Raw genomic sequence first — 23,594 nt, forward strand, 5'->3', positions numbered from 1 at the left:
GGCAGGCAAATGTACAGTAGTGATTAGAATTGCTGTAGTTGCTGTTCGGTGAGGTTGCAGTTGATCCATTCGCCGTCCAGGTTGGAGCCAATGCTTTTATAGAAGTTGATGGCGGGCTCGTTCCAATCCAAGACCTGCCACTTCATGCGCTTGTACTGCCCAGCTTTGGCGGCTTCTACCACGGCGTTGAACAACAACCGCCCGAACCCTTTGCGCCGGTGACGCTCTGTTATGACAATGTCCTCTAAGAAGAGCATCTTGCCCTTCCAGGTGGAGTAGGCAGTATAGTACAAGGCAATGCCCACAATCCCCTCTTCCTTAGAATCGGCTACATAGAACTCAAAGATGGGCTCCTCCCCGAAGCCGTCCCGCTCCATGTCTTGCAGGGTGTTGGTCACCTCATTGGGCGCATTCTCATAGACAGCCAGCTCTACAATGAGTGCATGCACCGCGGGTAAGTCTTGCTGGGTTCCTTTTCTAATGGTGATGGTCAGGCTCATATGCTTCAGAGGTAAAATCAATTCACAATAAAGCACCAAGATAAAGGATACAAGGTGCATTAAAAAAGGCCGATGCTAGGAGTATAAGGCTATGGCGCAAGCGTCCGCTTGTGTCCGCGCGCATTGTTGATCTGTCATGCGTGCGGACACAAGCGGACGCTTGCGCCATGGAAGATTGAAATTACTTCCTTACTTCTGGTAAGGATTCACGCCCATATTCTCATAGACAAAAGACCAAACGTCAGAAGCCTCGGCTATTTGGGCGGTGGTTGATTTGCCCGCGCCGTGTCCCGCTTTCACGTCTACCCTTATTAAGTACGGGTTAAAGCCAGCGCCTTTCTCCTGCAAGGTGGCAATGTACTTGAACGAGTGCGCCGGCACCACGCGGTCATCGTGATCAGCGGTGGTGACCAGGGTGGCTGGATAGTTCACGCCGTCTTTGATGTTATGAATAGGTGAGAATGCCATCAGGTTCTGGAACTGCGCCGCGTCATCTGAGGAGCCGTACTCTGGTACCCAGGCCCACCCAATGGTAAACTTATGGAACCGGAGCATGTCCATCACGCCCACGGCCGGCAGGGCTACCTTGAAGAGTTCGGGGCGCTGGTTGACCACGGCGCCAATGAGCAAACCACCGTTAGAGCCCCCGGCAATGGCCAGCTTCTGGGACGAAGTGTACTTCTGTGCGATTAAATGCTCGGCGGCGGCAATGAAGTCATCAAACACGTTCTGCTTGTTGGGGGTCATGCCCGATTTGTGCCAGGCCTCGCCGTACTCGCCGCCACCTCTAATGTTGGCAATGGCCAGCACACCGCCGTTTTCCAGCCACAGCATGTTAGACACGCTAAAGTAAGGCGTCATAGAGGCGTTGAAACCACCGTAGGCATACAAATAGGTGGGGTTGTCACCGTTTAGTTGCAGGCCTTTCTTGTGCGTGATGAACATAGGAATCTTGGTGCCGTCCTTGCTGGGGTAGAAGACCTGCTTGGTTTCATAGGCGTCCATGTTCACGTCAATCTCGGCTTTTTTGTAGAGTGTAGAGGTGTTGCTAGCCACGTCATATTTGTAGATGGCGCTGGGATAAGTAAACGAGGTGAAGGTGTAGAATACCGTCTTGTCCCCTTTCTTTCCGTTAAAGCCGCTGGCCGTACCTAAGGTGGGTAACTTGACGTCATGCATCCACTTGCCATTAGTATCATGCACGCGCACCAGCGTGGCGGCGTCTTTCATGTAATTCAATACCAATTTACCGCCCACCAAAGAAGCCGAGTTGAGCACGTTGTCAGTCTCCGGGACCAGCGTCTTCCAGTTGGTTTTCTGCGGACGGCTCAGGTCAATCTCAATGAGTTTGTACTTGGGGGCGTCTTGGTTGGTGAGCACAATGAGCTTGTCGCCTATGTTCTCCACCACGCCGTACTCTTTGTCAAAGGTCTCTACCAGCGGCACAATAGGATTGCTGGCTTTGCTTAAGTCCTTTACATACAAAGAGTTGTTGCTGGTACCTTCAGACGCAGTCAGGATGAGGTATTTCTCATCTTCGGTGGTACCCGCAAAAAGCAGACGGAGGGGATGTTGCTTGGCTTCCCAGATGAGCTGGTCCTGGCTCTGCGGCGTGCCTACTTTGTGGTAGTAGACCTGGTGGTACTCATTCTTGTTGGCCATCTTGGAGCCTTGCTTAGGCTCTGCGTAGCGGCTATAGAAGAAGCCGTCTTTGTGCCAGCTGGTACCTGAGAACTTGATCCAATGGAGCTCATCTGTGAGCTTTTTGCCTGTGGCCACGTCCAGCACATAGGCATCGCGCCAGTCAGAGCCGCCGGTAGAGGTGGTATAGACGGCGTACTTGGCATCCTTGCTGAAGGCGAGGCTTCCTAGAGAGGTAGTGCCGTCTGTAGAAAGCTTGTTAGGATCCAGGAACAGTTCTGGGGTGCCATCCAGGCCTTTCATGCGGTACAGCACGGCCTGGTTCTGGAGGCCGTCATTCTTATAGAAGTAATAGTAGTCTCCCTCTTTGAACGGCGCGCCGTATTTGGGGTAGTTCCAGAGTTTGGTGAGGCGGTCTTTGATCTGGTCCCGGAACGGAATCTTCTCCAGGTACTCAAACGTGACTTTATTTTGCGCTTTCACCCACTCAGCCACGTCTTGGGCGGTGTCGGCTTCTAGCCATCTATAAGGATCTGGTACCTGGGTGCCGTGGTAGGTGTCGGTATGGTTTACTTTTTTAGTAACAGGGTACATAGGGATTGAGTCTAACGTGGGCGCCGGGGTAGCTACTGCTTCTGGAGCGGTAGTGGCCACGGACGCCGGTTTATTGCTTTGACAGCCAACCCCTAACGCAAGGGCGCTGGCCAACAGGAAAGTAGAGGAAGTCTTCATAGTAATGTGTTTAGGTGTGTCTTTGTTTCTCCTAAGTTGCACAGCCCTACGGTGAAAGTCAACCTTTTCCTGCAACAGCCTGGCAAGGGCCTTCGTGTAAACCAGAAAGGCCCGCTGTCAGAAATTCAACAGAAAATCTGTAGTATTGTTCCTTTTCGTATACTACTCTCAAGTAACCCCTTCTATATGAACCGAATTCTTTACACCTGCCTGTTAGTGCTAGCCAGCCTCTTTACGGCGCAGGCCCAGACCAAACCTGCCAAAACGAAGAAGGCGCAAGCCAAGCAAGCCCAGACCAAAGCCCCCGAGGCAAAACCAGCCCAGGCGGCTGCTGCCGCTAAAGGCCCGGAGGCCAAGCCCGCAGAGGCCAAAGAACCCGCCGACGGCGAGATGAAAATCTACTACATGGCTATTTTGAAGAAGGGCCCCAACCGTACGCATGATGAGCTGACCGCCGCCCGTATTCAAGATGAGCACATGGCCCACATCAACAAGATGGCCGCCGATGGCAAACTGACCATGGCCGGGCCCTTTATGGATGACGGCGAAATGCGCGGCATCTTCATTTTCAATGTTAAGAGCCTAGAAGAAGCCAAAGCCCTGACAGAGGCAGACCCCGCCGTGAAGGCCGGGCGGCTCATCATGGAACTGCACCCCTGGTACAGCATGAAAGGCGCTAAGCTACAGTAAATTCGTTTTTGGGCTGATTTCTGGAAAAGAGACTAAAAACGGCGGAATCATATGCAATAACAGAAACTACAGCGGCGTTATTAGCCCAGAAGTAGTTCCTGTTTTTGCTTGTTAGAGGCACTTGTCTGTTGCAGAGAAGTGCCTCTTTTTTTGTGCCGTAAGCCTATGTACTATCTTTCAATCTAAAACGCTGAATTGTACGTAGATTCAGGTAGTTTTTGCGGTTCCAACATGCTTGTGTATATTTCTCTTCGCTAGGGCTGTGAGGCCGCTGTTTACCTGTTTCTACCTGCTTCTATGAAATACATCTCCTCTCCTATTTCTCCGGGGAACGCCGGGGCGAAAAGAATTCTCCTCTTACTGGGTGTCTGGCTTTTCTCCATGGCCCAGGCTTGGGCTCAGATAGACAATGCGTCTCTGGTGCCACTCTCCCTAGAGGAACGCATGGCCGCCGCAGACCTGGTCTTAGAAGGCAAGGTCATTGCCAAGAAATCCTTCTGGGACAGCCGTCATGAGAACATCTATACCGTCAATCAGGTAGAGGTCTACAAAGTCTTTAAAGGAACTAGCTCCCCCAGCACGGTAGAAGTCATCACCGAAGGCGGACGCGTGGGCATGCAGCTGCACGTATACTCGGCTACGCTGCAACTGCAGACCCAGCAGCAGGGCGTCTTCTTCTTGCAGACGGCCAAGGGTAAAAACGCCGCTGCCCAGTTTAAGGTGTTTGGCTCCATGCAGGGCTTCATCAAGTACAAGGTGGCCAACAAGTCGGCGCAGGATCCCTTTGCCCGCTACGCTTCTATTGAGCAGGAGCTCTATCCTGCCCTCACTAAATTGAGAGGCGCCTCTTTGCGCGTGCTTCGTGCCAATCCAGCCTTAGAAGAAGGCGCCACCAAAACTACAGAGAGAACCCAGGAACTGCGCCGGGCCATTCCGCAGATATCAGACTTTACGCCTAAGAGTTTGCGTGCCGGTACCGGTGATATTCTAACCATTACGGGTAACAACTTTGGCGCTACCAGAGGCACGGGTTACGTAGAGTTTCCAGACGCCGATGACGGGGGCAAGAGCTTCATCAAACCTTTAGACACTGACTACATTAGCTGGAGCAATACGCAGATTAGGGTAAAAGTGCCTACCTATGGCACTGACGGCGGCACGGCCGGCACCGGTAAGTTTAGAGTGGTGAACAGTGACCCCGCCACCGCCACCGCTGCTACAGACCTTTTAATCATCTTCGCTTACTCTAACGTGGGCTATGATGATGATGTGCGCAACCTGCCCCTGAAGAGCTACAGTCCGGAGCATATCAACCAAAACAAAAAAGGCGGCTACACTTTCAGGTTTGGGGCTAGTTTTGAGGCCAACAAGCCTGCGCTGTATGCCTTTAAGCGCTCCATGAATGAATGGTCCTGCGCCACGCTCATCAACTGGGACACCCAGGCCGGTGCCAACGTGGTTAGGACCGCAGATGACAACATCAACTCGGTGCGGTTTGCCAATACCTCAGAACTGCCTGCCAACGTCCTGGGCCGTACCATTAGCCGGTATTCTGGGTGCATCATTGGGCAGGACGTCAACTTTTGGGTAGAGGAGATTGACATGGAGTTCGCTCCTAATTTTGCCTGGCAATACGGGCCAGAGCAACCCACCAATGTGCAGTATGATTTTGAGTCGGTGACCTTGCATGAGTTGGGCCACGCGCATCAGTTGAGCCACTTGATTTTGCCCAGAGCCGTGATGCACTATGCCGTGGGCCGCGGGCAGGTCTCCAGGGTCTTAAGCCAGGAGAATGACATTGCCGGGGGCCGGTATGTGATGGCCCAGAACGCCTCGCCGCAGTTCTGTGAGGAGCCAGTCATGATCCCTAAACAGCAAAGTGCCTGCGCCATTCCGGTAGAGACGGTGATGTTGCAAGGCACCTACCAGACGGGCTCTAACACGGTCTTGCTGGAGTGGGAGATTGAGAATGAGTTGAACGTGGTCACGTACGTGGTAGAGCGCAGTAAAGACGGCATTACGTATGAAGAGATTGGCCGCGTGACAGCCACCAACAGAGGGGTGTATGAATTCATTGACCAAAGTCCGTTGCCTACCCTCACCTATTACCGCCTGCGCATTCTCAAGAACAACAACACCACAGAGCTGTCTGAGATTGCCCAAGTGGCCGGACCAGAGTTCACCAATCTGATTTCGCCTAACCCCGGCGGAAGCGAGGTTTTCTTGAACTTCAATACCACCCAGAATGACGTGGTGACGCTAGAGTTCTTTGACACAGCCGGCCGGTTCTTCGGGGCCATTAGCATTGACGTGTTGCCGGCTGTAAAGCGGTATGGTGTACAACTGCCAGACCTGGCCACCGGGTACTACATCATTAGGTGGCGGACCGCCAGCCAGAGCGGCAACTTCAGGTTCTACAAGATTGAGTAACGTCCTTTCAAGAGAGTAAATAGAGAATCCGTTTTTGGCTTGTTTTGGGTAAAACAGGCCAAAAACGGATTTTTCTGCGTTTATACCGCCCGTTGTTTTGCAGGACATCTTCTGTTGGTGTAGCTTGAGGTCTTTTAAATCCTTTGCCATGCCTACCATGACCTGGGAGCGCCTTATCTCTATGGAGCGCTCAGATACGCCTGCCAACTCTCCTGCCTTAGACAGCTCCGTGCGCGGTGACTTCCAGCGGGACTATGACCGTATTGTGTTTTCCTCGGCGTTCAGGCGCTTGCAGAACAAGACGCAGGTCATGCCCATGCCCGAAAGTGATTTTGTCCACAACCGCCTCACGCACAGTTTAGAGACGTCTTGCGTGGGCCGTACGCTGGGCAGAACCGTGGGCAAAGTGATTCTGGAAAGACACCCAGACCTTTCGCAAACCCACAAGAACCTATCAGACGCAGACTTCGGGGATATGGTGGCTGCCGCCTGTCTGGCGCATGACATTGGCAACCCGCCCTTCGGGCATTCTGGCGAGGACGCCATCTCTGCCTATTTCAAAAGCGATGAAGCCAAGCCGTTTCTCCTGTCTTTGTCTGACGCCCAGAAGGCAGACCTGCAGAACTTTGAGGGCAATGCCGCCGGGTTCAGGATTCTCACGCACACGCACCCCGGCCAAAGTTCTGGTACCTGCGGCATGCGCCTTACCTACAGCACGCTGGCCACGTTCACCAAATACCCACGTCCTTCTGACCAAGTAGTAAAAGGCACCCAGCGCACCAGCGAGAAGAAGTACGGCTTCTTTCAGGCAGAGCAAGCGCAGTTTACTAAGATAGCCACGGAGCTAGGCATGCTCTCTGCGGGCAACACCGCCTTTCACCGTCACCCACTGGCCTTTCTGGTAGAAGCCGCCGATGACATCTGCTACCGCATCATTGACTTTGAGGACGGCTGTAAACTGGGGCTTATTCCGTTTGAGCAGGCGCAGGAGTTGTTACAGCCCCTGTTAAACCGTGACCCTAACCGTAAGTCTAGCGTGGAGTTTTATGACCAGCATGAGCAACTGGGCTTCTGGCGGGCGGTCATCATCAGTAATCTGATAAAAGAATGCGCTGATATTTTCCTGGCGCATGAAGAAGAGATTCTAGCCGGCACCTATGACCAACCGCTCATCAATGAGGTAAAGCAAAAGGCCGCGCTGGACAAAATCAAGAAAGTGTCCATTGACCGAATTTACCGCAACCGCCCTGTCTTGGAGATAGAGGCTGCCGGTTTTGAGGTGCTAGGCGGTCTACTAGATGCCTTCCTGAAGACCGTTTTCCATCCATCAGCTAGCCGGCACAAAAAGTACCTGGACCTTATTCCCAACCAATACCTGGCCCGCGACCGCCAGATTGTAACCGATGCCTATGAACGCATCCTTAATATTACGGACTTCATCTCGGGCCTCACAGATAGCGCCGCTATTAGCTTGTATAGAAAAATCAAAGGGATAGAACTGCCGAAGATGTATTAGGGGAATTGTTGGTTGTTAATGGGGTTAAATGTTTAAAGCAAAGAAAGGAAGCGCAGGCTTATCTAGGGCAAGACCGTTTACCATAAAGTAACCGCATCTTTTGGTTTTAAGATTGATGCTAATGCTCCAATAAGAGTTACCACCGTCTCTCACAATTTGTTGCCTTCTCAGCCATGAGTCATGTTGCCATGGTTCATTTTTTCTTCCAAGTGAAAAACTGACACGTATCATCTTGTCTCCGTTTTTGTCATAGCTTCCTGTGTATTGTCTCTTGTACCTAGACAAAGGATAGATGCGACGCTTGCTAATGAACATGGAGTCGTGGCTGAAGTCAACGGTGTCTTTCTCAAAGCATGACAATAGTATCTCTTCAGCTAGCAAAACCTCCTTTACAGAAGGAAGATAGACAGTGCTGCCCTCTGAGGCATTCTCTTGTTCAAGCAGGATGATGCCTGTGAAAGTATCTGTCTCTATCAGTAAGTTCTGCGAACCTAATACGCTGGAGACAAGGAACCCTTTATCCTTTATCTCTGCTTTGGCTTGGGCGTGCACATCTGCTTTTTGTTCTGGAGCTGTGCACGCGAAGAATAATAACCCTGAAAGCAGGAGGATGGGAACCGTATTAATGAACCTCATATAATTAAAACAAAGCTTCCCGTTTTTGGTCTGTTTTCTAGAAAACAGGCCAAAAACGGGAAGCTGATATTATGTTGTAAAACTACCTTCTATTGAAGAGCGGTTTTCATTTTTTCGCGGGCTGGGGCCTCTACCTGAATCCAGTAAGCGTCAAAGCTGGCGGCGCTGTTACCCGTAGACACGTACAGGTCTTTCAAGACTTGCTTCACTTTTGAGTTGGTGTTGCCAGTGGCTACAATAGACTCAATGGTCTTCTGGGCTTCGGCTTTGTTAGGTGAGGCGGCTAGCACCTGCACGTAACGCTCATTGATGCTGGAGTTCATGCCGCGGGTGTACTGGTAAGCTTTGGCCATGTACTTGGTAGCGGTGGCTTTGTCACCTTCTTTGATCAAGATGGCAGCGCATACGTTGGCCACCTCGCCCAGAGAGTTTTCGCGTTTGGTTCTCCAGTCAGCGCTGGTGATGAGGTTGTCTTTGGCGCCGGTTGGCTCGTTTACCTCGTTCATGGCCAGTTGGTAGGCTTTCCAGGCTAGTTCCTTAGCTTTGGCATTGTTCTGACCAGTCTCATGCAGGCTCTGGGCGGCGGCAATGTATACCTCAAACATGTTAGCGAAAGGGTATTGCTTTAACAGGTTCTCAAATTCTACCCATTTCTGCTTCTTGGCATACAAAGAGGCTACTGAAGATACCACGTTGGCTACTTCTGTGTGGATAGGGTAGTCTTTTACAAAAGCCAGGCCTAGGGCAATGCGCTTGTCTGGGTTTTTCTCTTGGTTAAAGAAGTCCAGACGCTCATTCTCTGTGCCTACTTTAGGGTCAAGCACCTTGGCGCGTGAGTTGTAGTCGGCGGCTTTGTCTGAGTTGCCAATGGCATGGTAGAAGGTAGCTAGCATGCGCAGTTCTTTTCCAGAAAGGCCTTTGTATTGGGTAAAGGCTTCCAGTTCGGCGGCCATTTGTTGTTTTCTCTCCTCGCCGTCATAGGCGGCAGAAAGGCCGTTCAACTTGGTGTTGATGACCGCTCTGGCCTGGTGCGGGTATTGCGTCACTTCTTGCTCAATCAGTTTAAGACCGGCAACTGGATTAGGGTTGATGCCCACGGTGGCTCCCCACTCAATGTAGGCGGCCGCTAAACCGTGCAAAGCGTCTGGCACTGGTTGCTTCTTGGCTGTGTGCAAGAAGAAGTTATAGCCTTTGCCCCCGTTGTTCTCATACACGTCCTCAGACCTAAACTGCAATACTACGCCGTCTATGCCTGTGGCTGGTGTAATCCATCCTTGCCAGTTAGTACCCACCTTATGGAGCGTTACTTCCTGCATCTTAGGCTTACTGCCGTCATACACGTACGCCAACGCTGTAATGGCACTGGCGTTAGCCAGGACCGTGCCTGCCGGGTTGTACAGAATGTTGACCTCTTGTCCCGCTTGCGGGTTTGTGGGTTTGATGGAGAACGTTGAGTTTTGCGCCTGGGCCCAAGTAGATACTACAAGGGAAAGTACCAGAAGAAGTCTGCTTTTCATACGGTTGTTTGATTGGGATAGAATCCTACACCTATGGGGGCTTGGTGCATTAGATACAATCGAAAACCTATATTACTATATAGTAATTAGAAATGCAAAAAAAATATTATGTAAAGAATGTTTTTCGCGCAAAGGTCAGGCAATACAGTAACTGTAAGGGATTTAAGAAGTTGGCTGGTCCTCGCGCTTAATGGACATGAGAAAGGTGTCATGCAGTTTGCCGTCTTCCATGGAGCGTTGTCTAAACATGGTTTCTATGGTGAACCCGGCCCGTTGATAAGCCTTTACGCCGCCTTTATTAGACTTGGACACTACCAGAATTATCCAATGCAGGTCTTGTTCTGTAAAGCCTTTTTCTACCATCTGCCTGGTCACCTCAGTCCCTATGCCTTTGCCCCAGGAGGCTTTGTCTCCTATGAAGATGAAGAACTCGCCGCCCTCGCTGGCCTCAGACATGTTGCTGAGCGCGGCATAGCCCAGGCATTCCTGCGTGTCTGTGTCAATGATGGCCAGGTTCACGCTCTCTGTGTCATCCAGGACGCCCTCAAACCATTCTGTGATCTCTGCCTTAGACGAAAGCCCATGAAACTCCGCCAGAGAGTATTTGATCACCTCTTCGTCATTGATCCACTCCAGAAAATACGGGAGGTGCTTATCGGCTAGTTTGGACAGTTCAATCATACGCGGGACAGGTGCTAAAATCAGATAGGGAAGCCAGGCACAGGGTGCGCGGCCATAGTTGCCCCACTCTTTCTTTACAGAGAGAGCAAGTCCGTATTTGTACGGATATTCTGGTAGAAAGACTGAGACGATTTAGAACTTAAGATTGGGAAGTTTGGGCATCTTGATTTGCTGAAGCGATTCTAGCACGCCTAGTTGCTTGAGAAAAGCCCCAGCGTTGGGCAAACCTATCACCTGCCAATGGTCACCTTTGTCCAGCATCTGTAGTTCCAGCACTAAGGCTTCTGGTTGAGACGGCACCCGCAAAGACAATCCTACTACTGCCAGCGAGTCTTGTTGGTTGACGTACGCAATGTCCTCTAGCTGGCTGTTCTCCAGTTGGCTTTCACGTAATACTTTCTCTAGCGGCAGCAGAGACTGGATCTGGGCCCATTCCTGGGGATTCATGTTGGCGGGTGGACCTTGACTGGCCTTGCCTTCGCGCACGTACTGTTCCAGTTCTGCCCTTAGGGTTTGCAATACCTTGTCTTTCTGGGAGGCCATCATCATGCCAATAAACAGACCTGCCATGGCGCGGTCCGTCTCAGACATCTGGGCCAGGCCCGCCTGGGTGGTTTGTTCCAGGAGGCTGGTAGAGGTTCTGGTTACGTCCACGTACTTTTCAATGGCGGCCATGTCACGGGCGTCTACGGCCTTTTTGATCTGGTACAAAGAATACTCAGGCCCTTGCACATAGCGGTCATAGAGCCAATATCCGCCTGCGGCCAAGAAGATGAGAAGTACTATCCAAACGATGGGCTTTTTCATGGGGTGTTCCTTTAAAAGAATGCGTGAAGGCTGTATACGGTTTTTTTAGGCAGATTTCTATTTCGCCTTTAATACCAGATACTATTTATTGAGAACGCCAGACTTCCGTTTTTAGCCTCTTTTCCAGAAAACAGCCCAAAAACGATTTACAACAGCCCCGCGCCAATGGCCAGAGAGGCTCCGGCAATGGTGGCAATGAGCTTACCCCGGTTAAAGCGGTGCTCAGGGCTACTCTCAAACAGGATGGTAGTGGAGATGTGCAGGAAGTTACCCACCACCAGGCCAGAGAGAATGGTGAAGACCTCGCCGGTGAGCAGTTGCTCCAAGGCCACGTAGTTGCTGAACAAAAGCCCCAGCGGCGAGGCAATGGCAAACAGGAACAGATACCCCAGAGCCTTTTTGAAACTGTGCAACCTGTCTACCAGCACGGACATGAGCGCAATGGCCGCCGGAATATGATGCAAGGCAATCCCTGCCAGAATGTGGTAGAAATTATCCCCCACGGCCGCGTGCGAGTGCAGATGCGAATGCGCCTGCTGGGCGGCCATACGTGACTGAATAAGCACACTGCCTTCTAAGAACGAGTGGATGATCAAGGAGACCAGCAAAAGTACTGGTACCGCTCCTATGCCATGGCTATGCCCGTGCCCATGGGAATGCGCGTGAATGTGGCCGTGCTCCACGCCATGCGAGAACACCTCTAGGATCAACTGCAGGAAGAAGCCGGCCAGAATGTAAAAGCCCACGCGATGCGGGTCCTGGGTACTGAGCAACACGTCTGGCAGAATGTGCAGGATGGTGAGCGCAAACAGATAGGCCCCACTGAACGCCAGCAGAATCTTGAGCCAGCGCTGGTTGCCCTGCGGTAGAAACTTGACCAGCCAACCCGCCAGCATGACGGTAAAGAATAGAATAGAGACAGCTAACACCATGAGGTCATTACTTTTTCAGGACGAAGATCATGCGTTCACTTTTAACGGGGTCATAGGGGCCCAGATGATAATCTCCAAAGACCTCGGCTAGGCGCAGCTGGCACATCTGGAAGTACTCAATGAACTCCTCATAGCGTAAGGCCCGCACCCGCTCCTGGTAATGATAGTCCTGCCCCTTGTCCTGAAACTGAATGGTCTTGATGATGAAGCCCATCTCCACGCGGCGGTTAATGTCAAACGTGATGCCGTCCACCTCTTTGGTCTCATGGAGCACCAGCCGGTCAATGACGCGCTGGGTGTTCATGAAGTCAATGATGAGCTTTCCGCCGGGTTTAATGGATGCCGTAGTGGCCCGCAAGGCTACCACGTTCTCATAGTCCTCCTGAAAATACCCGAAGCTGGTGAACAGGTTAAAGATAAAGTCAAAGTGGTCTGGCCGGAAGATGTTGCGCATGTCATGCACAAAGAAGCGCAGGCGCTCATTCTCAGACTGTTGGGCTATGGCAATGCTCTGCTCAGAGAGGTCAATGCCCGTCACGTCATACCCTTTCTGGTTTAAGTAGATGGCATGGCGTCCCCGCCCACAGGCCAAATCCAACAATTTGCAGGTGGGTTTGGGGTGCAGGTGTTCCAAGAGATTGTCCATGAACCGCTGAGCCTCGTGGGCGTCCCGATTCTTGTACAAAATGTGGTAATACGGTGAGTCAAACCAAGTACTAAACCAATCTGAGGGTACTTCCATGGGTGTGGCAAAAGGGTAAGGCTTGTAGCCGCAGACGGGTCATGGACGGGGCCGTGGCTACAAGAAAGGATTACTACTGCGCAGTGTAGGCTGGGTTCTTTTCCAGGTTCATCTTGCACACCGGGCACTTGCCCGGCTCCATGCTGGCGCTTCCCTTGCAGTTCATGGGGCAGATATACGCCATTTGTTTGGTAGAGGTGGCGGTGCTGTCTGCCGGAGTGCTGGCTTCTGTAGGAGTGGCCACGTCAGCAGACGTTTCCTTTTCTGTGGTAGTGGTTGTGTTGCAGGCGCTTACGGAGACCATGGCAACGGCCAGGACCCAGGCAAAAAATGTCTTTTTCATACCAATAAGTTATACAGCAAATACCCGTTTTTGGCCTGTTTTCTGTAAAACAAGCCAAAAACGGGTATACTCTGATGGTGAATAAACCTTAGTTGTGATTCTCTACGGCGTCTTTTTTGGTCGTCTGCTTAGATGCCGGCGTGCCTTGGGTCTTGGTGTCAATGTCCGTGGCATGCTCATCATGGTTCAACAGTACCTCGTCTTGGGCTTCAGCGGCGTCGGCTTTGCTGTCAATGTTAGAGGTGTTGTTGCGCGTTCCTGGAGGCACGGTGTCATTAGATACTTTGGTCTCTGGACGCAGGTCTGATGGCTCACTGCTGCAAGAAGCCAGGGCAAGGGCACCTGCCACGGCAAATACGGAAAGGATGTTCTTTATCATCGGTTAGAGTAATTAGATTCTAATTAGTTGTTGGTATACACGCTTAGGCTGCCAGAAGGTTCTTGCGCTTGAGCAAGGAGTCCATCAGCTTTAAATCATTGGGGCTGTTGAAAATCTTGTGCGGCAACAGCAAGAAGATAGGAACGGTGAAGGTACGGGCCAGCCATCCTTTAAAACCACCCGGCAACTGGTCTGCGTTGGGTTGCTTTAACCACAGCATATAGCCGTCTTTCTGGTTGGCGGCGCGCTCAATCATGTCCCAGCTAATGTTCATGCCTTCGCGCTCGTTCAATTTCAATAACACCTGGCGTTGGTCAATCTCATAGTTCACGCGCTGGAACAAGGGGTTGCTCTGCTCCATCTGGGTTACGCCCATCACCTGCGCCGAGCGCAACAAGACATATATGATGGTGACCAAGACGGCGCCCGCTATCCACCACCAAGAGAACGCAAATACGGCCGGCAATGAGAACAGCACCAAGGGAATTAACGCCCGCCACCATTCTTTCTTCCAGACCTGGCCCATGGCCATCTTGGCGTAGTCATTCTTGTCTTGCTGATACTTCTTTGTTCTGATGGCTAATGGATTAGAACCTACCTGCGCCTGTCTATATCCTCCTCTTTGATTAGGTTGCTGCATAATGTTTTGTAATCTACTATGTATTTGGACTCAAGATGTAAGACACAAGATTCAAGACTTTTCTTATGTTCTCTATATCGGTTGTCCAGCTTTTAAATAATGTACTTTGTAATCTTATGTCTTGCGTCTTACATCTTGTGTCTGACTAAAACGCTTTCAAACTCAGGTCCAGGCTTCTATTGGAGTGCGTGAGGGCGCCTACGGAGATGAAGTCCACGCCGGTCTCAGCTACAGCCCTGATGGTCTTCTCCGTGATGCCGCCCGAGGCCTCTACCTCAAACCGGCCGCCTATCAATTCTACGGCTTCTTTCAGTTTCTCCACGGGGAAGTTGTCCAGCATGATTCTATGGATGCCGCCCACTTCCAGTGCCTGGCGAACTTCGTCTAGGTTTCTGGTCTCTACCTCTATCTTCAGGTCCTTGCCCAGTCTCCTTAAGTAGGCATGCGTGGCTTCAATAGCGGGTTTGATGCCGCCGGCGTAGTCCACGTGGTTGTCTTTGAGCATGATCATATCAAACAACCCAAACCGGTGGTTGGTGCCCCCGCCAATCAAAACCGCCCATTTCTCCATCATCCTGAAGTTAGGCGTGGTTTTGCGGGTGTCCAGCAGACGGGCACCAGTGCCTTCAATCAGTCTGATAATACTCTGCGTGTAAGTGGCAATGCCGCTCATGCGCTGCATGCAGTTCAAGACCAGGCGCTCAGCCGTCAAAATAGATTGGGCTTTGCCATGCACGGTCAAGGCTACATCACCAAATTTGATAGGCGTGCCGTCCTGCAAGAGCACTTCTACGCGCAGGGTTGGGTCTACTTGCTTGAAAATAGCCACGGCCAGTTCCACGCCCGCCAAGATGCCTTCGTCCTTCACCAACAACTTGGCTTGGTTGGTGGCAGCCGCTGGGATAGCCGCCAAAGAGGAGTGGTCCCCATCGGCTACGTCTTCCTGCAGGGCCTGCCGGATAAACGTCTGTATGCTTTCTTCTGTTAGGTACGGAGCTTTCACGGGTGCAAAAATAAAAAAAGGCACCGAACAATCGGTGCCTTTTCAAACTATCGCTGTAAACAGCCGGTATATTTTCAATTTATCTAAGAATCTTACGCCTAATAGCTTAGGGCGCAGGCCTCTTACTTGAATTCTATGGTGTCAATCTTGTAGGCGTCGCCGTACTTCTTCATGCGTACCAGCACCGTATAACGGCCGCCTTTGTGGGCGTATTTACCAATGGCGTAGCGCTGTCCGTCCTCAGAACCGCCCTGGTGCTCAAAATCAAAGCTCAATGGGGCGTTTTTGCTGAAAAAGTTACGCAACACCATCTCGGCCTGGCTTTGGCTGTAGCTGGCGTTGTCACCGTCAATGCTCACCTGTACTTTGGTGTTCAGGTATTGGGCCAAGCTACGGGAAGAGCCTGACTTGATAGCCGACTTGACACCCGGTACAATGTCAGACTGAGCGGCTACTTGTCCGGCGCCTACCAACATCCCCAACATCACTACCACCATTGCCAGTACTCGTTTCATATTTTTCATCGCTTCTATTCTCCAGTTTACAGGTAGGTAGCCAAAACTATGCCAAACCCCACCATTCTTGGATGTTACAAAGATACTGGAAATCTATAGAAACAGGCAGGAAGCCACGCTTTTTCAACTACGTCTTGTATCTTTACCCCATGAGCAAGAAGGTACTTTTAATGATTCTGGACGGATGGGGATTGGGCACTGACCCAACCGTGTCTGCCATTGCGCACGCCCACACGCCCTTTGTAGATTCTTTGTTTGAACGTTTTCCGCATGCCCGCTTAGAGGCGTCTGGTGAGGCCGTGGGTCTGCCCGAAGGCCAGATGGGAAACTCTGAAGTAGGCCACATGAACCTGGGCGCCGGCCGCGTGGTGTACCAGGATTTGGTGCGCATCAACGTAGCTATCAGAGAGAAGACCCTGGGGCAGAACCCTGTCTTGCAAGACGCCTTCGCCTACGCCCGTGAGAACGGCAAGCCAGTGCACCTGATTGGCCTGGTCTCTGACGGCGGCGTGCACTCGCATATCAACCACGTCAAAGCGCTTTGCTCTCTGGCACATGAGCAAGGCTTGTCTGATGTCTTCATTCATGCCTTCACCGATGGGCGGGATACTGACCCTAAAGGCGGCCTGGACTATTTGACTGATTTACAAAACCACTTAGATAAAAGTACTGCCAAGATTGCCTCCATCATTGGCCGTTACTACGCTATGGACCGCGACAACCGCTGGGAGCGCGTGAAGCTGGCCTATGACCTGATGGTGCACGGCAACGGAAGGGCCTCTGTGAATTGGCGCGAAGCCGTGCAGGAGTCCTATGACGATGCCGTAACCGATGAGTTCCTGCAGCCCATTGTGTGCCTGAATGAGAACGGCGAGGCCATGGCCAAAATCAAGGAAGGCGATGTGGTGATTTGCTTCAACTTCAGGACGGACCGCGGCCGTGAGATTACCCAGGCCCTGACTCAGCGCGAGTTCCCGGAGCAGGACATGTACCCCTTGTCCCTGCGCTACTACACGCTCACCAACTATGATGACACCTTTGTAGGCGTGCAGGCCATCTTTGACAAGGATAACCTGGCCAATACCCTAGGTGAAGTGCTGGAGCATGCCGGCAAAACCCAGATACGCATAGCCGAAACGGAGAAATACCCGCACGTGACCTTCTTCTTCTCAGGTGGCCGTGAGTTGCCGTTTAACGGGGAGAAGCGCCTCATGTGTCCTTCACCCAAGGTGGCCACTTATGACCTGCAACCAGAGATGAGCGCCTTTGATATCAGGGACGCCATTGTGCCGGAAATTAAGGCTGAGAGCGCTGACTTTATCTGCCTCAACTTTGCCAACCCAGACATGGTAGGCCACACGGGCGTGTTTGAAGCGGCCATCAAAGCGGTAGAAACGGTTGACCAGTGCGCGCAGGCCGTAGTGACCGCCGCCTTAGCCCATGGCTACGCCAGCATCATCATTGCCGACCATGGCAACGCCGACATCATGCGCAACCCAGACGGCACGCCCAACACTGCCCATACCACCAATCTGGTCCCGTTCATCCTGGCCGACGAAGCCTACAAAGGCGAACTGCTGGATGGCAAGCTGGGTGACATTGCCCCCACCATTTTGGCGCTCATGGGCCTTCAGGCTCCCGCTGACATGACGGGCACGTCTTTGCTCACGCCGCATTTAGTATAAGACATCTTACCCATACTGGAACGCGTATTTCTGTTTTTGGTCTGTTTTCCAGAAAACAGGCCAAAAACAGAAATCTTGTTTCACGGAGCCTTCAGCCTTTATCTTATTCCTACCTCTATGAGGAAATCCTCTTTACTACTTGGTCTTGTGTTTTCTCTGTTTCTAAGTTCTTGCCAGGACCAGCCTACGCCTAGAGCCGCGCGTTCTACGGGCCAGGCTTTTGACTTGGTAAGCTTTCTAGACCAGGAGGCAGAGGCACTACGCCAAAGCAATGCCAAAGTGAGTAAGACGGTGCTGGAAGACGGACAGGTGAAAGAGACCAAAGAGCTACAAAACCTGGACTGGGCACCTTCGCCGATGCCGACTTGAACAAGCCCGCCTTGCTTGGACTCTTTGACATAGAGAAAACCACTAACGCGCAAGGCCAGCAAGTACATCATTACACCGTCAAAGAAGACGCAGACGCTATTGTCAAGGAAGCCACTTATGTTTTAGACGCACAAGGGCGCTTGGTCCAGTTTGAGGCAACCATGCTCCAGAAGAACTTTCTGTTCACCACGCACAAACAACTATTTATAAAGGCTCAGCCCGGCCTCATGCCGTCCTTGCAAGCCTATAGCTTGGATGAGTCCCAGACGCTCTTGTTCTCCAATTCAGAGCGCTATGGCGTACAGGGGCAAATTGTACGCTAAGAGCAGGAAGTTGCCCCGCTCATGCGCTCGTCTCTAAAAACCAGAGGGATTACATTGTCACCCAAACGTACCGCACAGGCCATGGGCAAAGTGAGGCTATTCTTGTAGAAGCGAGATGGTTTGGCTAGTTGCTTACTACCGTAAAGTATTTGATTTTGACGCTACCCGGCACCAACTGGGTGTCTTTGGGAATGCCTTTGTGGGATTCTTGGTACTGGTGGCTCTTATACCAAGTCTTAAAGCTTTCCTCATTATCCCAGTACGTCAAAAGCCAAATCTCTTGTGGATTGTCCTGCGGAGAAAGCACTTCCAGACGTTGGAAGCCCGGTGCGCCGTCTACTAGATGGGGTCTGTTTTTAAACGCCTCATGTACGTTGGCGTTAGAGTCATTGGCAATGGTGAAGGTGCTTAGGGAAACAAACATGCTATCAGAGATAAAAAGAGTGTGCTCAGGTCCTGCCAAAAAGAAAGAACCAGGCTTTTTATAGGTTGGAGTGATTTTTTGGAGTAGGGTACGTATTTATACTAGGCTGTGTAACGTAATTTTACTTGTATCGTTATGCAGGGAGCCTATTGTTACGGATACGGTAGAAGAGGAGTAAGTGAACACATGCAAAATTATCACAACCATCACGTTGACCTATCCAACTGTGACAATGAGCCCATCCACCAGATTGGCCGAATACAACCCCACGGCTTTTTAGTTATTCTAGACAAGGATTCCCTGCAAATGGAGCAGGCCAGCAAGAACATCTCTTCTTTTCTGCCGCTTGCCTTTGAGGAGGTGGTGGGCCAAAACCTGTCAACGCTTCTTTCTGGGGACCAGCCTGACTTCAATCCAGAGCAAACCGGCACCCGCCTGCTTTCATTACTGGGTACCCTGTTCACCGCACACCTGCATCTTTCTGGCACCAAGCTTATTCTGGAGTGTGAACCCTATGTGGCTTACCCAGACAGGGAGAAGTTGCGCCATAACCGCATTCTCTGCGAGTTGCATAACACCCTCAATCAACTAGACGCTCTGGTGCCGGTGGCATTGGCTGTAGCGCATACACTTAGAGACATTCTAGGATATGACCGGGTAGACATCACCAAGTTTGACCAGGAATGGAACACGGACGTCATCGCTGAAAGCAAAGAAGAGCACCTGCCTTCCTTTGAAAGGCACCACTTTCCGGCCACAGACATACCAGCGCCGGCCCGAGACTTGCTTAGGCAGAAGCATGTGCGCCAGATTCCAGACGTGAACGCCCAGGCGGTAGAGATCTACCCATACGTGAATCCTGACACCGGTACTCCCGTCAATATTTTACGCTCAGAGTTAAGGAATCCTTCTGAAATCCATTTAGAATACATCAGGAATACGGGTGTTACGGCTACCATCTCGTTTTCCATCATTGTCAAAAACCAGCTCTGGGGAGTGGTAGCCTGCCATAACGTGGCGCCTACTTTCATTGACATCTGGCGCCGGCAACTCTGTGACGTGGTTTGCAAAACGCTGGGGAACGCCATTGCCTCTATCCAGGAAAAGCGAGACTTGCACCAGTTTAACCAGTACAGGCAGGTGGAGCAGACGTTGATTGGATACCTGAACAATGGCATGACCATGGCAGAGGGCTTGTTCTCCCAGCCCTTGACGCTGTTAGACCTCACAGAAAGCCAGGGAGTGGCCTTGATGCTGGAAGGTGAGGTCACCCGCTTAGGACAGACACCACCTGAGGCAGAACTCCGGGAACTCTTTCATTGGCTTTCTGAGCATGTTTCTGAGGGCGTGTATCATACCCGGCAATTGTCAACGGATTGGCCAGCCGCGGCTTCTTTCAAAGAGCAGGCCAGTGGCTTGCTGGCCCTGGAGATGTCCAGATACAACCAAGAATATCTCCTTTTCTTTAAACCCGAAATCACCGAGAACCGCATCTGGGCTGGCAACCCTGAGAAGCCCATGCTAGGCAACGGGCTCCATATCCATCCTAGAAAGTCCTTTGAAAAGTGGGTGGAAGTAATCAAGGGCAAGTCACAGCCCTGGAGTGTGAACGAAGTAGAGATAGCCCAGGTACTGTTAAAGGACCTCATGGCCATCCTGCTCCGCAACCAGGCGGTTGCCTTGCAGAATCTGAACGAGGAGCTTTTGCTAAACGCAGAGCAGTTGCGCATAAAGAATGCCCAGTTAGAGGATTTTGCCTATATCATATCGCATAATCTGCGCTCTCCCCTGGCCAACATCAAGGGCCTGCACCAATTCTATGTAGAGGAGCCCAGTGAGGAAACGTCTGCCTACGTCATGGATAGCATTAAGCGCATAAGTGACAACATAGGAGAAACCCTGGACGACCTAAATGTGATCTTAGAGACGCACCTGGTCCAGCAACTGCCACAAGAAGAGGTCCACCTAGAGGAGTTAATCCAAAAAGAGACGCAAAACCTGGAAGCAATTCTAGAGCAAACCCAGGCCAAGGTGGTGCAGCAACTCGACGTGCCTACCATTTACATGCCAAAGCTTTACCTGCAAAGCATTCTGCATAATTTCATTTCAAACGCGCTCAAGTATCGGTCCCCAGAAAGGCCACCAGTCATTACCATCAAAAGCTGGCGTACAGAGAACACCCTCCACCTTTCTGTACAGGACAACGGCATTGGCATGGACCTTGAAAAAATGGGCGGTAAGTTGTTTGGCTTGTACAAGGTGTTTCATAAGACCGACCAGTCTAAAGGCTTAGGCTTGTATCTGACCAAAATGCAGGTGAAAGCTCTGGGGGGCACCATTACCGTAGACAGCAAGCCAGGAGTAGGCACTACCTTTACGGTTCATTTCAACCAAATAAACTACACTCCAGAAACCCGCTAGCCGTTTTTGGCTTGTTTTCTGGGAAACAGGCCAAAAACGCTGACTATTGCCCCTGCAGCGTGACTACCACTGTGCGTTTGCCGCCTTGGTCACGGTGTTCACACAGGTAAATACCTTGCCAGGTGCCCAGCGCCAGACGGCCGTTGGTGATGGGGACGGTGACAGAATTACCCAGCAAGGCCGCTTTGATGTGAGCCGGCATGTCATCAGGACCTTCTAGGGTGTGTTTATAATAGGGCGCGTTCTCCGGTACCATCTTGTTAAAGTGCTGCTCAAAGTCATGGCGCACGGTTGGGTCTGCGTTCTCATTGATGCACAACCCCGCCGAAGTATGCTGAATGAACACGTGTGCTAACCCCAGATCAAAATCCTCCAGTTCGGGGAGTTGCGCTTCTAGTAAATCTGTGATGAGATGAAAACCGCGCTTGACGGCGGGTAGCCTGATGGATTTCTGGAACCACTTCATGGAATGGGGGATTAGTCTATTACTTCTAGGGCACCAACGTCTGGCATGGTCTTGTCGCGCTCTTTGGCTTCATAGTCCAGCAAGATGTTATTGAATGGCGTGCCCGCTTTGTTGGCCGGTGAGAGTTTGATAATCTGGAAATCAAACTTGGGCGCATCCCTGAACTTGGGGTCTACGTTGATTTGGTTGTTGTTGCCTGCCAGGTCAGCGGCGTAGGCCACCGTCTTCACAAAGGAATGCTTAATGCTCTTGGCAGAACCTAGCGTGGCCGGGCCAAATCGGAGCTCCTCGTCCTGCCTTCCCCAGAGAATGCTGTTCACCACTTCTACCTGGTACGCCGCCTTTCTGGTGGTACCCAACTCCTCACTAAACACAAAGGACGGCGAGAAACGCACGAAGTCATTGGCGTAGTTGGCCAGCGTACTGAAGTAGATTTTATACTGTCCGCCGCCTAAGCCTGCCAGTGCATATTCCCCGGTATTGGTGATGATGCTATTGATAAGGGTAACGTTTCCTCCGTGGCTCAAGACCCCTGATTGGAGCATGGTTTTAATGAAGGTCTGTTCCAGCGTGATGGAGGGAATTTGGTTTCCTTCGGCTTTCAGGAAAATGCCCGTGACCGCGTTTTTAATCTCTATGTACTGCAGTTTATTGCCCGTGCTAGTAGGGCCAAACTCTAGTCCCTGCCATTGGCCGGGAGCGTTTCTATAGTCTTCTTCCTGCCGAACCTGCTGAAAGCGCACCCGCTCTTTCTCTTCGCCGCGTACTAGAAGCGTGCCCAGCACTTTGAGCTTGGCGTTCTTGTGCAGGTGAATCTGGGCGCCTTTCTCAATAATTAAGGTACAGCCCGCCGGCACCGTCACTGAGTCATAAATGACATGCGCCTTGCTGGCCGTCCAGGTTTCGGCGCAGCCCGCCGTGTATTTTCTGTAGAAGGCCGCGTTCTGGCCATAGGCCTCCAGAATGACCTGCTGTTGGTTTCCGTTGGTGAGGAACTGGATGGAGTCTCTCACCAGAAACGGTTGGTTGTCTGCGGTGGGATTGATGGTGGCTTTAACCAGCAGCAAAAGGCTGTCGCCGCCCCGCACTTCCACGCTTTCCAGCAAGGGCCCTGGCCTGCCGTTCACAAATACTTGAAAAGGGGAGGCACCCATGCCCGCCACCTTAATCTCTGAGATGCGCACTGCGTTTTGGTTGCTGTTGTGAACCTTCAGGCGCTTGGTCACACTGCCTACCTGTGTAAAGACCGTGTCAAACACCACCGTATCCGCCTCAAACCGAAGCATAGCGTTAGCGTCTGGGGTAAATTCTTCATCCTTAGGAGTGCACGCAACAACGCTCCATACCCCAAACGCCACAATCGCTAAGCTTTTAAGCCAGGATTGCCATAGAGATGTAGTGATTTGCTGGGACATTTTAAGGTGGTTGGAAATTTGAAGATTGCTTATTTAATACTCTCTTTTAGTACTGTATCTGACTGAACAATTGTCCCGTCATGTTTAATGTTAGTGAGGGTTCTTTTATACGTGATGGTATTTACGCCCAACGCATCTTCACTTTTGTAGTTGTCTTCTGAGAGCAATTCATAGGCACTGTCATTGATAAATCTACCAAAAGCAGTCTCATAATAACCACCGTCTCCACAACTCCCCGCCACCTTGAAACGGCTGATTAGCCTGCCTTCCTTAGAAAATATGGAGTAGTCAATCTGGTCACAGTACTCACCCTCACTCTGCGATAGAATTGTAAATTCTATTAATCCACGAGAGCCTGATTGTTTGGAATGAAAGAAGTTCTCACTCAGGTCATCATATTGGGCAAAGCGGTTAGGGCTTGTATCTTGATGAATTTGGAAGAAAGAAAGACTGTCTAATTTTTGATAAACGGTATTTCTTTCTTCCCAGTCAAGGGTATCTATTGAGAACTCTGCCAAATTCTTAAACTTGAACCTGTCTTCAAGTACCGCTACGTTTAGACGGTCATGCTCTACCTCCTTTTCCTGCTGGTTCATTTCTTGCTTTTTGCTCATACAAGAAGATAGGAGAGTAATAGTTAAACCAAGCGAAATCTGAAGATATTGTATTCGGCTCATTAAGTATAAAGAAAATTGAGGCTTCATCCTCTCCGTTTTTAGCCTGTTTCCTGAAAAATAGCCCAAAAACGCCACAAACAAAAAAGCGCAACCCATTGGGTTGCGCTCCT

24 protein-coding genes are annotated in these 23,594 nt (G+C 51.2%); 7 read left to right on the forward strand and 17 right to left on the reverse strand.

What is annotated here, in order from left to right; genetic code table 11:
* Positions 1 to 23 precede the first annotated feature (23 nt).
* Positions 24 to 500, reverse strand: a complete 477-nt coding sequence (locus tag ABD880_RS13415) for a GNAT family N-acetyltransferase (protein WP_345167014.1) — start codon at positions 498 to 500, stop codon at positions 24 to 26.
* A gap of 189 nt (positions 501 to 689) precedes the next feature.
* Positions 690 to 2,873 carry a prolyl oligopeptidase family serine peptidase gene (locus ABD880_RS13420; protein WP_345167017.1) on the reverse strand — a complete coding sequence of 728 codons (2,184 nt, stop codon included), beginning with the start codon at positions 2,871 to 2,873 and terminating at the stop codon, positions 690 to 692.
* 186 nt (positions 2,874 to 3,059) lie between these two features.
* Between ABD880_RS13420 and ABD880_RS13425 the strand changes: the two genes are divergently transcribed.
* The 3 genes from ABD880_RS13425 to ABD880_RS13435 all read left to right on the forward strand — a co-directional run bounded on the left by ABD880_RS13425 (position 3,060) and on the right by ABD880_RS13435 (position 7,509).
* On the forward strand, positions 3,060 to 3,563 hold the full coding sequence (locus ABD880_RS13425; protein ID WP_345167020.1) for a YciI family protein: 504 nt from the start codon (positions 3,060 to 3,062) through the stop codon (positions 3,561 to 3,563).
* Positions 3,564 to 3,860: 297 nt separating this feature from the next.
* Positions 3,861 to 5,993 (forward strand): IPT/TIG domain-containing protein, encoded by a 2,133-nt coding sequence (locus tag ABD880_RS13430; protein WP_345167023.1) that lies wholly within the window; start codon positions 3,861 to 3,863, stop codon positions 5,991 to 5,993.
* Between the two features lie 148 nt (positions 5,994 to 6,141).
* Positions 6,142 to 7,509 (forward strand): deoxyguanosinetriphosphate triphosphohydrolase, encoded by a 1,368-nt coding sequence (locus ABD880_RS13435; protein ID WP_345167026.1) that lies wholly within the window; start codon positions 6,142 to 6,144, stop codon positions 7,507 to 7,509.
* Between the two features lie 24 nt (positions 7,510 to 7,533).
* Here ABD880_RS13435 and ABD880_RS13440 read toward each other — a convergent pair whose 3' ends face one another.
* The 11 genes from ABD880_RS13440 to ABD880_RS13490 form a co-directional block, all read right to left on the reverse strand.
* A complete protein-coding gene (locus ABD880_RS13440; protein ID WP_345167029.1) occupies positions 7,534 to 8,061 on the reverse strand; it encodes a hypothetical protein in 528 nt (175 codons plus the stop codon).
* Between the two features lie 173 nt (positions 8,062 to 8,234).
* Positions 8,235 to 9,662 (reverse strand): hypothetical protein, encoded by a 1,428-nt coding sequence (locus ABD880_RS13445; RefSeq protein WP_345167032.1) that lies wholly within the window; start codon positions 9,660 to 9,662, stop codon positions 8,235 to 8,237.
* A gap of 162 nt (positions 9,663 to 9,824) precedes the next feature.
* Positions 9,825 to 10,343, reverse strand: a complete 519-nt coding sequence (locus ABD880_RS13450) for a GNAT family N-acetyltransferase (RefSeq protein ID WP_345167034.1) — start codon at positions 10,341 to 10,343, stop codon at positions 9,825 to 9,827.
* Positions 10,344 to 10,475: 132 nt separating this feature from the next.
* Positions 10,476 to 11,150 (reverse strand): DUF2939 domain-containing protein, encoded by a 675-nt coding sequence (locus ABD880_RS13455; RefSeq protein ID WP_345167037.1) that lies wholly within the window; start codon positions 11,148 to 11,150, stop codon positions 10,476 to 10,478.
* Positions 11,151 to 11,296: 146 nt separating this feature from the next.
* Positions 11,297 to 12,082 (reverse strand): ZIP family metal transporter, encoded by a 786-nt coding sequence (locus ABD880_RS13460; protein WP_345167040.1) that lies wholly within the window; start codon positions 12,080 to 12,082, stop codon positions 11,297 to 11,299.
* Positions 12,083 to 12,089: 7 nt separating this feature from the next.
* Positions 12,090 to 12,824: an SAM-dependent methyltransferase gene (locus tag ABD880_RS13465; protein WP_345167043.1), complete on the reverse strand. Its 735-nt coding sequence runs from the start codon at positions 12,822 to 12,824 to the stop codon at positions 12,090 to 12,092.
* Between the two features lie 73 nt (positions 12,825 to 12,897).
* A complete protein-coding gene (locus ABD880_RS13470; RefSeq protein ID WP_345167045.1) occupies positions 12,898 to 13,167 on the reverse strand; it encodes a heavy metal-binding domain-containing protein in 270 nt (89 codons plus the stop codon).
* 88 nt (positions 13,168 to 13,255) lie between these two features.
* A complete protein-coding gene (locus tag ABD880_RS13475) occupies positions 13,256 to 13,546 on the reverse strand; it encodes a hypothetical protein (protein ID WP_345167048.1) in 291 nt (96 codons plus the stop codon).
* 43 nt (positions 13,547 to 13,589) lie between these two features.
* The gene (locus tag ABD880_RS13480; RefSeq protein WP_345167051.1) at positions 13,590 to 14,186 is read right to left on the reverse strand and encodes a hypothetical protein; all 597 of its coding nucleotides are present in this window, start codon (positions 14,184 to 14,186) and stop codon (positions 13,590 to 13,592) included.
* 145 nt (positions 14,187 to 14,331) lie between these two features.
* Complete coding sequence (gene nadC / locus ABD880_RS13485; RefSeq protein WP_345167054.1) at positions 14,332 to 15,189, reverse strand: carboxylating nicotinate-nucleotide diphosphorylase; 858 nt, start codon at positions 15,187 to 15,189, stop codon at positions 14,332 to 14,334.
* Between the two features lie 122 nt (positions 15,190 to 15,311).
* A complete protein-coding gene (locus ABD880_RS13490; RefSeq protein WP_345167056.1) occupies positions 15,312 to 15,704 on the reverse strand; it encodes a DUF4783 domain-containing protein in 393 nt (130 codons plus the stop codon).
* Positions 15,705 to 15,853: 149 nt separating this feature from the next.
* Between ABD880_RS13490 and gpmI the strand changes: the two genes are divergently transcribed.
* The 3 genes from gpmI (at position 15,854) to ABD880_RS13505 (ending at position 18,081) form a co-directional block, all read left to right on the forward strand.
* Positions 15,854 to 17,389, forward strand: a complete 1,536-nt coding sequence (gpmI, locus tag ABD880_RS13495; RefSeq protein WP_345167059.1) for a 2,3-bisphosphoglycerate-independent phosphoglycerate mutase — start codon at positions 15,854 to 15,856, stop codon at positions 17,387 to 17,389.
* Positions 17,390 to 17,506: 117 nt separating this feature from the next.
* Positions 17,507 to 17,758, forward strand: a complete 252-nt coding sequence (locus ABD880_RS13500; RefSeq protein WP_345167061.1) for a hypothetical protein — start codon at positions 17,507 to 17,509, stop codon at positions 17,756 to 17,758.
* Positions 17,759 to 17,769: 11 nt separating this feature from the next.
* Entirely contained in the window at positions 17,770 to 18,081 is a 312-nt protein-coding gene (locus tag ABD880_RS13505; protein ID WP_345167063.1) for a hypothetical protein, read from the forward strand.
* A gap of 124 nt (positions 18,082 to 18,205) precedes the next feature.
* Here the strand turns inward: ABD880_RS13505 and ABD880_RS13510 are convergent, their stop codons facing one another.
* Positions 18,206 to 18,505, reverse strand: a complete 300-nt coding sequence (locus ABD880_RS13510) for an antibiotic biosynthesis monooxygenase family protein (RefSeq protein WP_345167066.1) — start codon at positions 18,503 to 18,505, stop codon at positions 18,206 to 18,208.
* Positions 18,506 to 18,691: 186 nt separating this feature from the next.
* Here ABD880_RS13510 and ABD880_RS13515 point away from each other — a divergent pair, with 186 nt between their 5' ends.
* Positions 18,692 to 20,926: an ATP-binding protein gene (locus tag ABD880_RS13515; RefSeq protein WP_345167068.1), complete on the forward strand. Its 2,235-nt coding sequence runs from the start codon at positions 18,692 to 18,694 to the stop codon at positions 20,924 to 20,926.
* A 43-nt stretch (positions 20,927 to 20,969) separates the two neighbouring features.
* Here the strand turns inward: ABD880_RS13515 and ABD880_RS13520 are convergent, their stop codons facing one another.
* Genes ABD880_RS13520 through ABD880_RS13530 form a run of 3 tightly spaced genes read right to left on the reverse strand, consistent with a single transcriptional unit; the run spans position 20,970 to position 23,511 of the window.
* Positions 20,970 to 21,392 (reverse strand): secondary thiamine-phosphate synthase enzyme YjbQ, encoded by a 423-nt coding sequence (locus tag ABD880_RS13520; protein ID WP_345167070.1) that lies wholly within the window; start codon positions 21,390 to 21,392, stop codon positions 20,970 to 20,972.
* 11 nt (positions 21,393 to 21,403) lie between these two features.
* Positions 21,404 to 22,807 (reverse strand): hypothetical protein, encoded by a 1,404-nt coding sequence (locus ABD880_RS13525; protein ID WP_345167072.1) that lies wholly within the window; start codon positions 22,805 to 22,807, stop codon positions 21,404 to 21,406.
* A gap of 29 nt (positions 22,808 to 22,836) precedes the next feature.
* Positions 22,837 to 23,511 (reverse strand): hypothetical protein, encoded by a 675-nt coding sequence (locus tag ABD880_RS13530; RefSeq protein WP_345167074.1) that lies wholly within the window; start codon positions 23,509 to 23,511, stop codon positions 22,837 to 22,839.
* Positions 23,512 to 23,594: the final 83 nt, after the last annotated feature.

The organism is Nibribacter koreensis (genome assembly GCF_039541795.1).
Classification (GTDB): Bacteria; Bacteroidota; Bacteroidia; order Cytophagales; family Hymenobacteraceae; genus Nibribacter; species Nibribacter koreensis.

Coding starts and splice junctions, on each gene's coding strand:
- ABD880_RS13415 (WP_345167014.1), bottom strand. CDS start 500: ATGAGCCTGACCATCACCATTAGAAAAGGAACCCAGCAAGACTTACCC.
- ABD880_RS13420 (WP_345167017.1), bottom strand. CDS start 2,873: ATGAAGACTTCCTCTACTTTCCTGTTGGCCAGCGCCCTTGCGTTAGGG.
- ABD880_RS13425 (WP_345167020.1), top strand. CDS start 3,060: ATGAACCGAATTCTTTACACCTGCCTGTTAGTGCTAGCCAGCCTCTTT.
- ABD880_RS13430 (WP_345167023.1), top strand. CDS start 3,861: ATGAAATACATCTCCTCTCCTATTTCTCCGGGGAACGCCGGGGCGAAA.
- ABD880_RS13435 (WP_345167026.1), top strand. CDS start 6,142: ATGCCTACCATGACCTGGGAGCGCCTTATCTCTATGGAGCGCTCAGAT.
- ABD880_RS13445 (WP_345167032.1), bottom strand. CDS start 9,662: ATGAAAAGCAGACTTCTTCTGGTACTTTCCCTTGTAGTATCTACTTGG.
- ABD880_RS13450 (WP_345167034.1), bottom strand. CDS start 10,343: ATGATTGAACTGTCCAAACTAGCCGATAAGCACCTCCCGTATTTTCTG.
- ABD880_RS13455 (WP_345167037.1), bottom strand. CDS start 11,150: ATGAAAAAGCCCATCGTTTGGATAGTACTTCTCATCTTCTTGGCCGCA.
- ABD880_RS13460 (WP_345167040.1), bottom strand. CDS start 12,082: ATGGTGTTAGCTGTCTCTATTCTATTCTTTACCGTCATGCTGGCGGGT.
- ABD880_RS13465 (WP_345167043.1), bottom strand. CDS start 12,824: ATGGAAGTACCCTCAGATTGGTTTAGTACTTGGTTTGACTCACCGTAT.
- ABD880_RS13470 (WP_345167045.1), bottom strand. CDS start 13,167: ATGAAAAAGACATTTTTTGCCTGGGTCCTGGCCGTTGCCATGGTCTCC.
- ABD880_RS13475 (WP_345167048.1), bottom strand. CDS start 13,546: ATGATAAAGAACATCCTTTCCGTATTTGCCGTGGCAGGTGCCCTTGCC.
- ABD880_RS13480 (WP_345167051.1), bottom strand. CDS start 14,186: ATGCAGCAACCTAATCAAAGAGGAGGATATAGACAGGCGCAGGTAGGT.
- ABD880_RS13490 (WP_345167056.1), bottom strand. CDS start 15,704: ATGAAACGAGTACTGGCAATGGTGGTAGTGATGTTGGGGATGTTGGTA.
- gpmI (WP_345167059.1), top strand. CDS start 15,854: ATGAGCAAGAAGGTACTTTTAATGATTCTGGACGGATGGGGATTGGGC.
- ABD880_RS13500 (WP_345167061.1), top strand. CDS start 17,507: ATGAGGAAATCCTCTTTACTACTTGGTCTTGTGTTTTCTCTGTTTCTA.
- ABD880_RS13510 (WP_345167066.1), bottom strand. CDS start 18,505: ATGTTTGTTTCCCTAAGCACCTTCACCATTGCCAATGACTCTAACGCC.
- ABD880_RS13515 (WP_345167068.1), top strand. CDS start 18,692: ATGCAAAATTATCACAACCATCACGTTGACCTATCCAACTGTGACAAT.
- ABD880_RS13520 (WP_345167070.1), bottom strand. CDS start 21,392: ATGAAGTGGTTCCAGAAATCCATCAGGCTACCCGCCGTCAAGCGCGGT.
- ABD880_RS13525 (WP_345167072.1), bottom strand. CDS start 22,807: ATGTCCCAGCAAATCACTACATCTCTATGGCAATCCTGGCTTAAAAGC.
- ABD880_RS13530 (WP_345167074.1), bottom strand. CDS start 23,511: ATGAAGCCTCAATTTTCTTTATACTTAATGAGCCGAATACAATATCTT.